Here is a 17474-nt window from a genome sequence, read left to right as displayed (position 1 = left end):
AGATTTAACAGGTTATCTCGAAGGTATACGGCAAAGGGCGCCAACAATGTCATAAACATATCCTTCACTTCTTGCGGTATTAATGACTTCTAAATTCTCAGCAATCAATATTTTTAAAAACTCTGCTGAGGTAAGCAACTCGCGGTATCCCTGATTCAGCTCGAAGTTAACTTCGTAAAAAGCCCTTGTCAATGGGCTATCCAGGGGAATAATTATAAGGGCATATCCGTTATCGGACAGGAATTTCTTATGCGTCGAAATAATTTCCGTCTTATCAGGAAAATGTTCTATTACGCCAAAACTGCAAACAATATCATATTGTGGCGGTAGCTGCAACCGGAAGATGTCTTCCCGGACATAAGTCATGGAGGCATTCTTAGCGTCCATAGTATCCATAAATGCAGCGTATGCCTGATCGGATCTATCTACGAGCGTACCGGTTCCTCCTGAATTATCCACCAGCCACTTTGTTAAAAAACCAGTAGCTGCCCCCAGCTCCAGGATTCGCGGAGGAGAAGGGAACCTGACATCTTTTAATAACTGTCTCATGAATTTTTGGAATACAAAACCTAAAAGCGCATGATTCTCCTTGAGATGAGAGCGGGCGGCAGTAAAAATGGATTCAAGCGCCGGTGATATATCTTTCTTCTTTTCAGACTTATTAAGAAAGTAGCTGTCCCAGTCAAATCCATTTTCATTATTGGCGATAAGTCCCTTTACTAAATACATGTTTGGAAAAATTGATAAATCAGTTATAATCAAATCCATCAAAGGAAATCTCTGTTTCCTCAGATATTGCTTCGCTGCCGTTATATTCCAACTGAAGCTGACTAATCTGGACATCCGGATCTTTTAAAACAGCAGTGAACAGTGAGATGAAATAATCTTTTATCCTTATAACAGTCGCTTCACAGAAAGAGCGTTTATCATATATAAAAAGCACCTGTAATTGTGCGTCCATATCAGCAAAAACAATTTCCAGTTTATATTTTGGCTGATAAATGTGTGCATTGTAATAGCTAATTCCCCCTTGTAATTCTTCGTCATCAACCAACAACCGTTCATTAATATCCTTAACTGTAAACAGTACATTAAATGCTGGCGCGCTGAACCCGGCATCTCTTTTTTTCAACGATTTAATGAGCTCTTCAAAGGGATATTCATCCTGTTCAAAAGAGGCTATCGTATTATTATATACCGATTTCAGGAATGAAGAAAAACTGATATCATGCGATATATAATTTCTCAATACCACAAGGTTAATAAATATGCCGAGCGTGTTCTGCAATTCTTCCCTCTTCCTGCCCAGCACCGGGCTCAGGATACATATTTCCCGGTTTCCGGTTACCCGGTAAAACAATACGTTCAGTACAGCCAGAAGCCCATTGAACAGTGTTACATTATTATCTTTCAAAATATGTCTAAAAACACTTGTATCTTCTTCACCTATCAGCCATTCTATTATTCCGGCAGAAAGGTCTGTCGTTTTGTGCTGAACCTGGTCTTCCGGGAGAATGAGCGAGCTGAATGCGCCTGCATCCAACATTTTCTGCCAGTAATTCTGCTGTAGTTGCAACTGGCTCTTTTTTATACGATGCTGCTGCCATTCGCTAAAGTCTTTATACTGCCACCTTACAGGCGGAGGCATCCTTTGCTTTAGCAGTGATAAGAGTTCCCTTTTAAATATATTGAAAGAAATGCCATCTATAATAAGATGATGGATATCCAACATTATTATGACTTCTTCCGATTTTAATGTAAGCACCAGCATCCTGAGAAAGGGCGCGTGCCGCAGATCAAAAGGGCGGATAAATGCCTGCAAATCCTGGTGAACATTTTCGCCGCCATTATGATAAACAATCTCTATATCCACTACATCCTGCACTACCTGGTAAGGAATACCATCCAGTTCGATAAAAGATGTTCTCATCGCTTCATGCCTGGCTGAAAGCTGCTGCAATGCAGCTTTGATATCCAGGGGCGTAACGCTTCCCGCAACACTTATGATAGTTTGTTCATTGTAGGAAATGCTGCCAGGATTTTCCTTCTGAAGGAAGTAAAGCCGCTTTTGCGCAGAGGACAGTTCATAATATTCTTTTTTCTCCGATAAGGGAATGTTTTTATAGCTGTCTTTCTCTCTGGCATTTATGATCTGTGCTACCTGTTCAATCGTTCTGGCGGCAAGAAACTCCTTGAGGAGCAGATTCCTATGAAACAGATACTCTATTTTGGCAATCAATTTAATCGCTTTGAGCGAGTCCCCACCTATTTCAAAGAAATCATCTCTGACTCCCGGTGCATCAAAACCGAAGATATCCTCCCATAATGCGACTAATTTTTGTTCTGTTTCATCCCGGGCTGCCACGTAAACCGTAAGTAAATCCGGTCGTATTACTCCTTGCTTCTTCTCTGGAGCATTGGTGTTTACGTCTTCGGCGCCTACGTTTACCCAGTTGCTTATTTTATGCTCAAGGTCACTCAGATAAATAAATATCTGTCCACTTTCCCTGGCTTTCAGCACAGTTTCCACGGCCAGCATGCCTTCTGAAAAAGTCATTCTCTCATTATAATCAGATTGCCCGTAAGCAGGCAGCTTAAGATCGTCTTTGTAATAAGTCCACCCGGGTGCATTAAAGCTAATGTAGCGCATCCATCCTTTTTTCCGTTGGTAATGCGCAAATGCATCCATAAAGATATTTGCTGCCGTATATGCGGCATAACCCAGCCCGCCGAGCACGGAGGAAATAGAGGAGAGCAGCAGGAAAAAATCCAATGGCAGGTCTTTCGTTAACCTGTCCAAAATTAACAGCCCATGGCCTTTGGTGCGAAACTGTGTCTCCACCTGTTGCTCGCTGATATCAGCTATCAACATTTTCTGATCCTCACCAATGTCTGTTACAGCATAAATAACACCGTGTATCGTTCCTTCGTTGGCCAAAGCCTCCGTGATCACCTTTGTCATTTGCTGTTCGTTGGCTGCATCCGCGGCATGATAACAGACTTTTACCCCGGTAGCTTCCAGCCTTCTGATCTTCAAAAGCCTGGATTTCAGCTTCGGACTGGCCTGTTCATCACAGATCACGGCATTCCACGTACTGCGATCTGGCAGGGGTTGCCTCCCTGTAATAATAAGATCTGCGTTATACTGTGTAGCCAGGTGTTCCGCGATTACAAATCCTACATTCCCAAGTCCCCCGGCCAACAGGTAAACGCCATTTGCACGAATTCGTGAAGGCTGATCTATCAACTGTTGTGTTAATACCGGCTCGAGGGTTTGTACCCAACGGTAAGCACCACGATAAGCTATCACCTTCTCCGCTGCGTTCTCATTTACTTCGGCCAACAGGTGTTTGACTTTTTCATCGATATTCCCTTCGAAGTTGTTCCAATCAAGATTATAGCAACGAAGCCCCGCATATTCCTGGTTAATACTTTTTAACAATCCCAGTAAAATAGATTGTGCGGGGTTGATATCTTCATTCCCAGTTACATCGTGCAGGCCTGCTGTAAGTACGAATAAAGATTTGTTTCCGTTCTGTTTACCGGCAGCTCTGGCTATTTCCAGCAATTCATAAAAATATTGTTGCTGAGTATCCCGGAAATAAGAAGGGGTGATATCCTCGTTAACATCCTGAGGAAGAAAATAGACGATAATTCCCGGAAGTATTGTAGTCATTTCCCAATGGCTTACTATCGTAATACCTGGCACATGATTCTGTAAGTCCCGAGCAAAGACCTCTCCGGTGCTACCGGCCTTATTGATAAATAAAATCTTACCGTCTGTTTTTATAACAGGTACTTCAATGTGTTTTCTTTTCCATCCGGGCGTGTAAAAACAATCTCTGAAATCATTTTTCCGCTGCCCTGGATCGGGTGCTCCGAAAGAAGCGGGCAGTTCATCCAACGTAAAAATCTTTCTATCGAAAGGGTAGCCAGGCAACGCCACTTTCTTCCGTTGCTGCTGGCTGTAAAAAGATGTCCAATCTATATTTATACCCCAAGTCCATAACTGGGAAAGTTTATTATACAAGTACTGTACATCATCATGTACGCCGTTTCTGCGTTGTAATAGGGACACCACCTGCGGGGGTGTTTGCTGCCGGTCATAAAACCGTGCGAGGCTACTACCCAATGCATTACCCGGTCCGGCTTCGATGTATACTGCATTTTCCATGGCCGCAATTTCCCGGAGTCCATCAGATAACCTCACCGTTTTCCGGATATGGTCTATCCAGTAGTTAGGATCGACAGCCATACCAGGAGTAATCCAGTTTCCCGTAATGTTGGATATAAAAGGAATAACCGGCGCTTTTAACGTTATACTGTCTAATACTGCGGCAAATTCCTCCAGCATTCCATCCAGTAAATGGGAATGCCCGGCGTGGGAAATTTCGAGGCGCATGGTGACTACCCGCAGCTGTTTCAGTTTATTCTCCAGCGCTGCTACCGCCATTTCTCCACCAGCAACCAGGCAGCCGGGGTCGTTGATGGTGGCAATGGTCAGCTCCGCGCCTAATAACTTTTCCAGGTCGTGTTCCGGCATCGGTACATACAGCATTACGCCCCGTGGCAATTGTTCCATTAACTTTCCGCGTACTGTTACCAAAAGCAAGACGTCCTCTAATTCAAATACGCCAGCCCAAAAAGCTGCTACATATTCACCTATGCTTTGCCCGAACATGGCATCTGGTCTTATCCCCCATTCCCGCAGCACATAACTGAGTGCATAAGAAACAACGAACATCAGCGGTTGCACAATATGCTGCTGGTAAACAGTTTCTTCTTCCTTCTCTATAAGAGTACCGCCCTTGATATATACACGAATATCCTCGTGCAGATAAGCTTGTAATATCTCCGCACACCTGTCAACGGCCTCTCTGAAAATGGGTATTTGTTCATATAACTGCCTCCCCATATTCAGATACTGGTAACCTTGTCCGGGAAATAATAGTACTGTTGCCGGAGTTTGCCGGGTTATGCTGGAGGCTGGCCGCTCTAGGGCGGCAACAATCTTTTCCAGCGCCTCTTCCCTGCTTTTTACCACCACAGCATAACGGTGGTTAAAATGTTTTCGGCCAGTATGCAATGTGTAACAAATATCTTCCAGCGATTTCTCCGGGTTGTGTTGTAATACAACAGCGATATTATCCAGCTGCTGCTGTAATGCTTTTGTTGTTTGCGCAGTAACAGACAGGATGTGAAAATAAGATTGCCTGCAATGACGTTCCACTGGCAGGTATTCTTCCAGTATAACATGTGCATTTGTACCGCCTATGCCAAACGAGCTCACTCCTGCTCTTAGCGGATGTATTTCGTTCTTCCATTCTTCGAGTGTGGTATGCACATAGAAGGGAGTATTAGCGAAATTTATTTTGGGATTAGGCTTTTCAAAGTGAAGACTTGGTACCAGCAGGCGGTGCCTGAGTTGTAAAACTGTTTTAATAAATCCCGCTAACCCGGCTGCCGTATCCGTATGTCCTATATTTGTTTTTACAGCACCAATTGCACAATATTGTTTCAGGTTAGTACTAAATGCTTTTGTGAGCGCCTCTATTTCAATCAGGTCACCCAGCGCAGTACCTGTACCATGTGTTTCCACATAGCTGATGGTTTCAGGCTTTACCGCTGCCATACGGAGCGCACTGCGGATAACCGCTTCCTGTCCTTTAATGCCCGGCGCAGCGTAACCTATTTTCTGTGCGCCGTCGTTATTAACAGCTGTTCCTTTTATTACCGCCAGGATATTATCTCCGTCGGCCAGTGCTTCTTCATATCTTTTCAGCACCACTACTGCGCCCCCCTGACCATTTACCGTACCATCTGCCTTTTCATCAAATGCGCGGCAGTACCCATCAGAAGACAATACCATGTCATTCTCATAATAGTAGCCATCCATCATATTCGATGATACCGAAATGCCGCCGGCCATCGCTATTTTACATTCGCCCTCCAGCAATGCCCTTGTTGCCATATGTACCGCTACCAACGATGAAGAGCAGGCTGTAGAAAGCGATACCACCGGGCCGGTAAGATTCAGTTTATAGGCAACAAGACTTGCCATATAATCTTTTTGGGCCACTTTGTCTGCCATAAAACGACTGATGACACCAGATAGACTTGAATAGTGCGCTTTCACTTCCCAAATTGTATGCTCCCCGGCTGCGGCAAAGAAACCAATTCGTCCTTTATAATCAAAACTATTGTACCCTGCGTGTTCCAATGCTTCCCATACCAACTCGTGCATGATACGGGTCTGCGGATCCATGAGCCTGGCCTCGTTGGGAGTATAGCCAAAAAACGCCGCATCAAACTGCATCGCCCCATTTATCCGGCCTCCTTTGGATTTTACAAACTGCGGATCATTGACCACCTCCCTGGGCATGGTATTTATTTCCGCATCATCCAGAAAAGAAAGAGAAGAAATTCCATTCTTCAGGTTTTCCCAATAGGCAGCTACATTTTCTGCTCCGGGGAATCGGCAGGAAATTCCTATTACAGCTACTTCAAGGCCTGTCAGTTGCTCATTCATGGAACTATTAGTTAATGATGTATATCGCCATATTTACATTTCATCTTGTCCGTTTTGCCGCATTTGCGCAAAGCGGTTTTGCGGTACCCGAAGGTCTTCCGCCTGCACCTCGTCCTCTCCGGATGTTTTCTTTGAGCGCAGGTAAGCTGCAAACGAACGAATAGTAGGATACTTAAAAAACAGCAGGATGAGATCTTCCTCTGATTCATTAACATCTGCTTTCAGCAAATGGCAGATCTCAATAACTTTAAGCGAATTACCTCCGATATCAAAGAAGCTGTTGCAAACACCCACTTCATCCAGTCCCAGTACTTCTTTCCAGTAAGCGGCCAGCAGTTTTTCCATTTCATGCACCGGTCGGACAATTTCTTCCAATACTACCGATCCTGGTTCAGGTAATGCATTTTTATCCAGCTTCCCATTTGAGGTAAGCTGAAATGCCTTAACTCGGATAAAATGGGCCGGCATCATGTATTGCGGAATATACCCAGCCAGTACGCGCTTCATTTCCTTTACCGCTATTTCGCTCTCTGAAATATAATAGGCACAAAGCATCAGCTCTCCCATGGCCGTTTTCCTGGCCATCACATAACAGTCCGCGACACCAGCTACCGTGGATAGTATTTTACGGATCTCTGCCGGTTCAATTCTATAACCATTAATTTTTACCAGGTCATCACTTCGCCCTTCAAATTCTATTACATTCCCGGGTAATACAGTCGCAATATCACCTGTAATATATAGACGTTCATTGGGTGCATACGGATGATCTATAAACCGGTGCCGGGTCAATTCAGGGGAGCCGGCATATCCTCTTGCCAACCCGGCTCCACTGATATATATTTCACCCTGTTCTCCTTCCGGGACGGGCATTAACTGGTTATCAAGCACTAATACCTGCATGTGGTCAATTGCTTCTCCAAGCGGCACGGTAGTGCTATTGTCTATCCCATGACGATACTTGTAAACCATAGCCCCAACGGTAGTCTCCGTTGGACCATATTCATTAAAGATTTCCACCTCCGGAAACTGTGCCGCAATACCCGCCGCCAATGACGTTTCCAGGGCCTCTCCCCCTACAATGAACTTTTTCACAGCACTACGCGAAATTTGCAAACGGCTGATCATTTTCAGGTGCGAAGGCGTCAGCTTTATGATATCTACTTTTTCATGTTCCAGGATCCTGTGCAGGTTAATTTTACTCAGTTCTTCCTCAAAAACAATAATCGCGCTGCCACTGATTAATGGCGTAAAAACGGAAGTAAGTGTGAGGTCGAAGCTCAACGGTGTAAACAGCGGAAAATTAAGCTGTTGCCCCTCAAGATAGGTACGGGACGCCCACGTAATATAGTTGACAATACTGCGGTGTTCAATCATCACGCCCTTTGGATCGCCTGTAGATCCCGATGTATATAAAATATATGCCAGATCCGATCCGGTGATAGCTGGCGCCGGAACAGGTATTTGTCCGGTAAAAAGCTCCTCCTTCATAATATCTGCTGCACGTATGCCTGCCGGGATCTGCTGCTGCATATTTTTAAACAGCAGCAACTTACAATCGCTATTTTCCAGCAAGTACAGAAAGCGTTTGGCCGGGATATCCGGATGTATCGGTAAAAATGCTCCACCTGCCTTTAAAATACCTAACAGCGCAACGACGGCTTCCAGGCAAGATGGCATCATAACTGCTACAGGAGCGCCTTTCTGCAACCCGGCAGATAACAGGTAATTCTTTATCCCTTCTGCTTTTTCATTCAACCCGGCATAAGAAATTGAAAACTGCCGGCCAATAACCGCTGTATTTCCCGGATATTTTAATACCATTTCTTCGAATAAAAAATGCAGCGATTGATCCTTCTTTATATTCTCCATGCTCATCATAATGACATTATATTTTGAGTTGTTGCTAAAACATTCATATCCTTCAACAGTACATCCCTGTTTTCCCGGATTGCAGCGATACACCTCCGGAAAATACTGATATATCGATGAATAGTTTTCTCGTCCAAGACAGCGCTGGCATAATAAAAGGAGCCGTATAATTTTGTGCCGGCACTAATCTGCAAACACAGATCAAATTTTGAAATATTATTTTCCAATACTCCGGCAATATGTGAGATAGTAGTATTATTGCCTTCCGTCTCCGGTTCATAAAAATCATACATGATTTCAAAAAGCGGGTTACGGGAGGTATCGCGGGGAACGTTAAGCACTTGCAGTAAATCGTCTAAAGTAAACTCCTGGTGTTCCACTGCTTCCATAAATGTATTGCTTACTGTTTTAAAATAGTCACTGAAACGCCTGTCTGAAAGTGGAAAAGTATGCAGCACCAGTGTATTCAATAATGAACCTACCACATTTTCCAGTTCCTGGCTGCTCCTGCCGGATAGATTAAAACCCATAACCACCTCCTCCATCCGGGTAACAGTGGCTATTACAACATTAAAAAGTGTTAAAACCAGGACATTCAGGGTTGTTTTTTCACTATGTGCGTAGGTTTTAAGCCATTGTGTATCTCCTTCCTCAATCACGAAATCAACTCTCGCTCCATCAAAAGACTTCACCGCGGGGCGGGGTTTATCAGAGAGATTAATTTCCGGTAGTGTACCGTTTAGCTTACCTACCCAATAGTTTTCCATTTTTTCAAAATGCCGGCGAAACTGTTTTGTATTTCTTGCTTCGGCAATATCCTTGTAGTGAAACTGTTGTAACGGCAATTCATTTCCCTGCAAAAGGCCGGTAAGTTCCCTTGCCAGTATCTGTTGCGATATTTGATCAGATATTATATGATGCATATCCACTAAAGCTACCTTACGTAACCCGTCAACATAGCCGATTCTGATCAGGGGAGTGTTGTCCATGTCAAAAGAAAAGGGCCGTATGAAGCGCTTTACTTGTTCTTTTAATTGTTCCCTGAACGATGTGTCACTGTCCGCCTGTATCAATATATATTCTATTTCTATTTGAAGCTCCGGCAGCACAAATTGTATCAATTTACTTCTCTGTAACCGGAAAGATGTTCTCAATGCTTCATGTCTTTTGACCAGCATATTAACTACCGTTGCCAATTTCTCCGGCGATATGGCGTTCCCCAGGTCACAGGTATAGGTGAGGTTATATGCTGTTGATTGCGGGTAGATTTTCTGTACCAGGAAAAGCTGCTGCTGAGTGGAAGTTGTTTTGTAGTACTCCTTTTTCTCAGCCTTTCTTAGCGTGATCCCTCCTCCGGGTTTCCGGGATTTACAATGCAATGCCAGTTCTGCAATGGTGGGCGCCGAAAAAACAGCCCGCAGTGGCAGATCGGTATTCATCTTCTTATTGATATAGGATACCAATACCGCAGCTTTAATAGAATGCCCGCCGAGGTCAAAGAAATTATCGTGTATACTGATCGTATCTTCCGGCCTTTTAAAAACATGCGCCCAGCTCTGTAACAATTGCCGTTCTATGTGATTACGTGGTGCTGTAATATCTCGTGCTCCAGTACTTTCAACCGGATTCGGCAATGCTGATATATCTAATTTTCCATTGGCAGTAACGGGAAATGAGGGGATCTGTATAAAATGGACCGGCACCATATAGCTGGGTAATTCTTCCTGTAACCGGGTTCTAAGGTCTATCGCTTCTATGGGCTGATCTGAAATAAAATAGGCACAGAGAAACTTATCTGCTGCCTGGTTTTGCTGTACGAAAACGCGGGCCTCTTTAATACCGGGTACCTGCCGGAGTTGGTACTGTATTTCTCCCAGTTCAATACGATGGCCGCGGATTTTTACCTGCGCATCCTTTCTTCCAAGAAATTCAATATTCCCATCTGCATACCATCTGGCCGTATCCCCTGTCCGATACATTTTTTCACCTGTCCGGAAAGGATTGTCTATAAAGCGGAATGCAGTCAGTGCCACTTCGTTGAGATATCCGTCAGCAATACACTCCCCGCCGATAAACAGGTCTCCGGGTACGCCTATGGGGCAGGGTTGCAAATCCTTATCCAGGATATAATACTTTGCATTTTGCATCGGCTTACCATAGGGAATACTTTTCCATTGCGGATCTACTGATTGTACCGGATAAGAATTAGACCACACGGTAGCTTCAGTAGCGCCGCCGAGTGCAATTACCTCCGCTTTGCGAAAGACTGATTTTATGACGGTGGGCAAATTCAGGGGAATCCAGTCACCGCTGAGAAATACAAGCCTTAATGCATTATGCTGCATTTGCTCTTCTTCCAGCCATGGTGTCAGTTGTTGTAGGGCTGCAGGAGCAGAATCCCAGTAAGTAATTCCATACCTGTATATCTGTTGCAGTAGTTTTTGGGGCTCTCCGATATCGGTGTTGGGTACTATCTGCACGCTCCCGCCGGCAGCCAGTAAACCAAAGATATCATAAACGGACAGATCGAAACTCAGTGACGACACAAATAACACCTTATCATTTCTGTTAATATGATAAGTATTATTTACCCATTCTATCAGGTTGATCACCGGCTGGTGCCTGACAACAACCCCCTTCGGCATTCCGGAAGATCCTGAGGTGAAAATAACGTACGCTGTATCGTTTGCACTTACAGATCTGTTGAGGTTATCATCCCGATAATCACCGCAGTCCATTTCGATAGAAATACAGTCAGTATTTTCTTCCGGCAGATCAAAACAATATACCTGTTGCAGACTCGCGACCGCTTTCCTGATACCGGCCATTCTCAGGCATTGCTGCTTGTCTATTACAAGTTTCCTGCAACCTAACGACTGCAACAGGCGAATGATCCGGCCATCCGGGAGATGCGGTTCAATAGGTACATAAGTACCACCGGATTTCAGGATGGCAAAAAGGGTAATGATCATCTCCGGTGAACGGTTCATTAGTATTGCCACCAGTTCACCTCCTTCTGTGCTGTCGGCCATCATTTGTCTTGCCAATCGGTTGGCACGCACATTCAACTCATTATACGTCAATATCTTATCTTCATAAACAAGTGCGGTAGCATGAGGTGTTTCCAGTACCTGCTGTTCAAATAATTCATGGATAGTAATATGGCGATTGTAGTCCCTGGCGGTATCATTGAAGCCATCAACCAACAAATTAAATGCTGCATCTTCCAGCATACAAATACTTTTAAGTTGCCGCTGTGCATCTTCAGTCATCTGCATGATAATCCTTGAAAACTGCTGCAACAAATCAGCTACCAGTTCCCTGCTGTAAGTAACTGGATTAAACCAGCATTTGATCGTGATCTCTTCACCGGGTACAATAACGATAGTCAGGTCATAATTGGTTTCCTCGAAAATTTTTACATCTGTCACCTGGTAGCTGGTATCAGCAGTTATTCCCGGGAGGCCATCCACCTGGTCGAGCACAGGGAAATTTTCAAAAGCCATAATATGACTGATAAGCTCCCGGCCATTAAATAGTTCAGCCTGTATGTTTACGAGCGGATAGTATTCATATCGTAGGCTTTCCAATGCGCGTTCCTGTACCCGCCGGAGCTGGGATGCTACTGTCCCTCCTTCTTCCAGGATGATTCTCACCGGAATGGTATTAATGAATAAACCAATCATGTTCTCCACCCCTCCTATTTCAGCAGATCTCCCGGATACCACGGCGCCGAAAACTACATCGTTGGTATTGTTATATCTTGACAGCAAGATACCCCAGGCGGTTTGCATCAGCGTATTCAATGTTACGCCCGTTTCATTAGCCAGGGCTTTCATCTGGTTTACCAAAGGTATTCCAAGCACCATCACCTCTTCATCCCGGTGGCGTACGCCGTCCGTTTGTGCTATTGTGCTCAATTTCGGAAAACCAGCAGGCCCTTCGTAGGAAAACAGGTACCTTTCCCAATAGCTTCTTGATAATTGAGCATCCTGTTCTTCCAGCCAGTTGATATAATTGACATATGGAGTGATGGCGGGAAGTATAGCATTACTACCACTGGTGGCTGCCTCATAAAGCCTGGTAAACTCACGGATTAATATATTAGTACACCATCCGTCCATCAATATATGATGATAACACCAGATAAATTCATAATCGCCGCTGCCTGCCTGTAAAATATGGATGCGGATCAACAGGTCATTGTCCAGCCGAAAATGCTTATCGCGTTCCTGCAGGCGGTACCGGTTTACAACTTCCGATCTTTTATGCAGGCGTACTTCTTCTCTTATATCGGTAAAACTACAAATCCCATTTAATTGCTTCAGCACCAGTTGTAACGGCCTTTCCATTCCCTCATAAACAAAAACGGTCCTTAATACATCATAACGTTGTACAAGCTGACTGAAGGCAGTCTGCATGGCTGTCACATCAATATTACCTTTCAATGTGTAGGAGAATTGAACCAGGTAAGAAGCGGGATCCAGGAGGGAATGAAATAGCATTCCTTCCTGCATGGGCGACAAAGGATACATGTCCTGCACCTCATACCGCTGTTGAAGGGTATCCGCCTCGCTGACACTTAGTTCGCTATATGTAAAGTCGGCCGGTGTACGCAAATGGTTTTCAGCCGTAACACAATGCCTGACTACCTCTTTCAGCGCTTCTTCACAGGCATTCATCAAACTGTCGATAGTACCCTGCAGGTATTGTTTTCTACTGAAGGATGCCCTTACGTGCAAGCGTCCGCCAGTCACAATCGCCGATACATCCAATGCATATGGAAATTTTCGTTTATGGCTTGTTGTTATACCGGCCTCACTACTCACTTCGAAAGATAAGGAAGATGTATCTGCGTCAAACTGTCCCAGGTAGTTGAACCGGACAGATGGATCTTTTTGTTGCAGACAATGGGTGTCGTCGGTAAAATATTTACAAATCCCGAAATCAATACCACCATTTGGTACTCTCCGCAGGCTTTCTTTATTCATCCGGATCTGCTGCCCTACGTTGCCTGCACAGGAGATCAGCTTTACCGGGTAAATAGTAGTAAACCATCCAACAGTCCTACTTACATCTATATTTCCACCGATGCTCTCCCGCCCATGTCCCTCCATGTCAATATTGATTGCTGATATACCAAATGTGGCCTGCAATGCCATGGTAAATGCAGTGAGTAATAAATCCTGTGCACTGGTGCGATAAGGGTGATTGGCAACAGTTAACAACTGCGTTGTAAGGTCTGCCGGAAAAATAAAAGATGTTCCTGCCACATCTTCCAGTAGCGACGCACTTCCTTCAACATCCGAAGGGAGCACCTGAACGTTGTCTGATAGATTTTTATGCCAGTATTTCCTGGCTTTTCCGAACTGCGCGGTAGTTACGTATTCCTGCAGCTGTGCCACCCATTCACTAAAAGCAGTTGTTTTACCAGGCAGTGTCATTATTCTGTTCTCCTGATGCTGGCGGAAAAGGGCGTCCATATCTTCCAGTAAGATACGCCAGGAAACACCATCCACTACCAGGTGATGGATAATGACAAACAACTGGCTACCATGATTGGTATGGCATAACACCAGTTTTACCAGCGGGCCATTCTCCAGGTCGATGCTTGCCTGCACTTCATTCACTTTTGCAGTAATTGCAGCCTCCCGCGCATCTTCTGCTACCGATAACAGCTCTAATACATCCAATGAAAATGGTAACCCATCTCTCTGTGTTTCCTGGATAATTGCTGCTCCCTGTGCTTTAAAACTCATCCGCAAGGCGTCATGGTGCGCTGTCAGTTTTGTAAAAACTGCCGCGATAACATCTTCATCTACACAATATGCAAACTTCAATACAACAGCCTGGTTAAAATAATGCCTGTCTGTTGAATCAGATTCAAAAAACCAGCGTTGTATAGGCGACAAAGGAGCTTTGCCGGGCACGATATGCTGGCTAACCTCCCCGCCTTTCTTGCGGATGCAGGCAGAGAGATTCTTTATTTCAGGGTACCTGAAAATATCTTGTACCTTGAGTTCATAGCCCTCTTTATGTAGGCGGGATGACACTTGTATGGTTTTGATCGAATCGCCACCTAAAAAGAAAAAATTATCACTAATACTGATATTTGCCACACCGAGTACCTCCTCGTATATCTTTACCAGCTGCCGTTCCAGTTCATTCCCCGGCGTTTCCCGGTCCTTAACGAGCGTGATAGCAGGTGCGGGCAACGCGGCTTTATCCACTTTACCATTTATTGTCAATGGAATACTCTCCAGCAAAACAAAATAAGAGGGTATCATATAATCCGGCAGGAAGGCCGACAAGAATGCGCGGAGTGCCGGTATATCTGCTGCATTGTCTGCCACATAATAGGCACAAAGTGAGTGCTGCTCCTCCCGGCTCCATAAAACAACTACCGCGTCTTTCACGCCCTCATAAGCCACGATCCGGGATTCAATTTCCCCTGGTTCGATCCGGAAGCCATGTAGCTGTACCTGGTGATCAATGCGGCCATAATACTCTATGTCTCCATTCTCCAACCATCTTCCACTGTCACCGGAACGATATAACTTCTCACCCGGTGAAAACGGGCTGGCAATAAACCGGCTGGCAGTAAGCTCCGGATTGCCATGATATCCCCGACCAACGCCTTTTCCGCCGACGTATATCTCGCCAGTTACGCCTATAGGAACAAGCTGTAACTGACTGTCCAGGATATACACGGTAGTGGTAGGAATAGGTTTTCCAACATTACTTTTCCCGGTACTGATCTCCTGATCGGTTATCTCTTTATAGGTTACATGAACGGTTGTTTCGGTGATCCCGTACATATTAACAAGCCGGGTTGCCGGGTAGTTCTTTCTCCATTTCGTCAGCTTGGCAGGAGCCAATGCCTCCCCGCCAAAAATCACATACCTGACCTTCAGGGACTGGTCACCTTCCGGAATAGTTTCGCTCAGATTATAAAAAGCGGTGGGTGTTTGATTCAATACTGTGACCTGGTATTCACGGAGTAACCGGAGAAATCCGGGCGTATCCCTGGCTATGGCTTTTGGCACTATTACAAGTTCTCCGCCAAACAGCAGGGCTCCATACATTTCCCAAACCGAGAAGTCAAAGCAACATGAATGAAACAGGCTCCAGACATCATTTTCATTAAAATCAAACAGCGCTCGATCATTAAAAAACAACCTGACTACATTCCGGTTTTCAATCATTACTCCTTTGGGCATCCCGGTTGTTCCAGATGTATAAATGATATAGGCCAGACTTGCGGAGGTTGCTGTATTTTCTATCCGGCCTGTATCCTCTTCGCGGATGTCCCGGTCTAAAAGGAGAGCAGTCGCTTTATCTATTACCGCACAATTATATGACGTGGTGCTGATAATCATCCGGCAACCACTGTCTTCTATCATAAATTTCGTTCTTATATCCGGATAATGATGATCCAAGGGCAGGTAGGCAGCTCCTACCTTTAGCGTTCCCAAAATGGCAACGATCATTTCCGAATGGTGTTCGAGGGCCAGTGCAACCACACTTTCAGGACCTATCCCTTGCCTGCGGAGCGCATGAGCTACCCTGTTGGCTTTCGTATCCAGTTCTGCATAGGTCAGCCGTGTGTCGCCATCCCTGATTGCTATCTTTGCCGGATGTTTGCCTACCTGTATATTAAACAGGTCTATAATGGTAGCATCTTCCTGATAACCAATGCCGGTGGTATTGAAAGCCGACATTATTTTTTCACGTTCTGCTATTGACAAAAATGATAACTGGCTTAATTCAGTAGCAGGCTCCTTCACTGCATTTTTCAATAACTCCAGGTAATGTCCTATCATCCTACTGATTGTATCACCATTAAAATAATCACTGTTATATACCAATATACCGTGATAGGCATCACCATTTTTTTGTACCAGCAGATTTAGATCATATTTACCCCATCCAAGATTGGTTTCTATATACTCGAGGCACAGGGGACCTGCCTCGTAAATCACCGGCATCTCTTCCTCATACGCAAATAATATATCAAACAGCGCTGTGCGTCCCATATCTATCTGCGGCGCCAGCTCTTTTACAAGTTTGTCAAAAGGCATACTCTGGAACCGGAGCGCTTCATGTTCGGTGTCAGCAATGCGGGCAGCAAGATCTGCAAAGGTTAGCCGCTCTTCCACAAAAGTGCGCAGTACCAGTAAATTGGAAATCGGTCCGATCGTATTTTTCAGTTCCGGTTGAATCCTGTTTACAGCAGGAGTTCCCAGCACAATTTCTTCTACCCCAGAATAATTCTTCAATAACCATTTAAATGCTGTCAGGAAAAACACCCTGGGGGTGACACCGGCAGCCTCGCTGGCACGTTTTATTCCTACCTCCAGTGACGGATCGAGGCGAAATGACTGCCGGCCGGCAGAAAAAGTATGAATCAGGGACCTGGAACGATCCAAGGGCAACTCGACCGCCTGTAGTTTTCCATTCAGCTTTCTCTTCCAATAAGACAATAGGGCATTAATAGCGGAGGCTCCCAGGTTCTTCTGCCACTTTGAGAAGACACTATATGGCAGTAAAGGAGCCGGCAGAGAAGCCTTGGTATGATTGACCCTGGCTTCATATAACACGGTCAACTCCTGAATAAACAGTTGTACAGAGGGTTTATCAATGATACTGTGATGGATGCTGATGACGAGTAGCGACTGTTTTGAAGCTGAAGTAATCAGCCAACCCCGGATCAGGGGCTCACCCAAAAAAGTCATAGGCTGTAATGCCAGCGATAGCGCATAGGTTATCAGTTCTTCATCGGCATGATCTGTTAAACAAGTGCCAAGTTGAAAAGCAATATGCTCCTCTACCTGCTGATAGGGTAAATTATCGGTCTGTTCAAAAACGGTACGGAGCGCATCGTGCCGTTGTATCAGTTCCCGGATAGCCATTTCCATCGCTTCCTGGTCCACCACTCCATGCAAGTGTAATATTATAGGTACATTATGATATACAGGGCTGTTATCATAAATATTACCTTTTTCAAATTTATCAATAAACCACAGTCTTTCCTGGTGATAGGACGCTTCAAATTTCATACTGTAACAGTTAA

General features: G+C 44.8%; 4 protein-coding genes. All 4 read right to left on the bottom strand.

Going from position 1 to position 17474, the window contains the following annotated elements; genetic code table 11:
- Positions 1-12 precede the first annotated feature (12 nt).
- From HGH90_RS15140 to HGH90_RS15125, 4 genes are read right to left on the bottom strand one after another with little or no spacing between them, the layout of a single operon-like run.
- A complete protein-coding gene (locus HGH90_RS15140; RefSeq protein ID WP_248277027.1) occupies positions 13-768 on the bottom strand; it encodes a class I SAM-dependent methyltransferase in 756 nt (251 codons plus the stop codon).
- Positions 749-6529, bottom strand: coding sequence for a type I polyketide synthase (locus HGH90_RS15135; RefSeq protein WP_169191465.1), 5781 nt, complete (start codon positions 6527-6529; stop codon positions 749-751). The genes HGH90_RS15140 and HGH90_RS15135 overlap by 20 nt, the downstream gene beginning before the upstream one ends.
- Before the next feature lie 33 nt (positions 6530-6562).
- On the bottom strand, positions 6563-8410 hold the full coding sequence (locus tag HGH90_RS15130; protein WP_169191464.1) for a non-ribosomal peptide synthetase: 1848 nt from the start codon (positions 8408-8410) through the stop codon (positions 6563-6565).
- Positions 8407-17460 (bottom strand): non-ribosomal peptide synthetase, encoded by a 9054-nt coding sequence (locus HGH90_RS15125; protein ID WP_169191463.1) that lies wholly within the window; start codon positions 17458-17460, stop codon positions 8407-8409. Before HGH90_RS15125 ends, HGH90_RS15130 begins: the two co-directional genes overlap by 4 nt.
- Positions 17461-17474 lie beyond the last annotated feature (14 nt).

The organism is Chitinophaga sp. Ak27 (genome assembly GCF_012726295.1).
Taxonomy (GTDB): domain Bacteria; phylum Bacteroidota; class Bacteroidia; order Chitinophagales; family Chitinophagaceae; genus Chitinophaga.
Note: the sequence above shows the minus strand (reverse complement) of the source record. Positions and strands in the feature narration are given on the sequence as shown.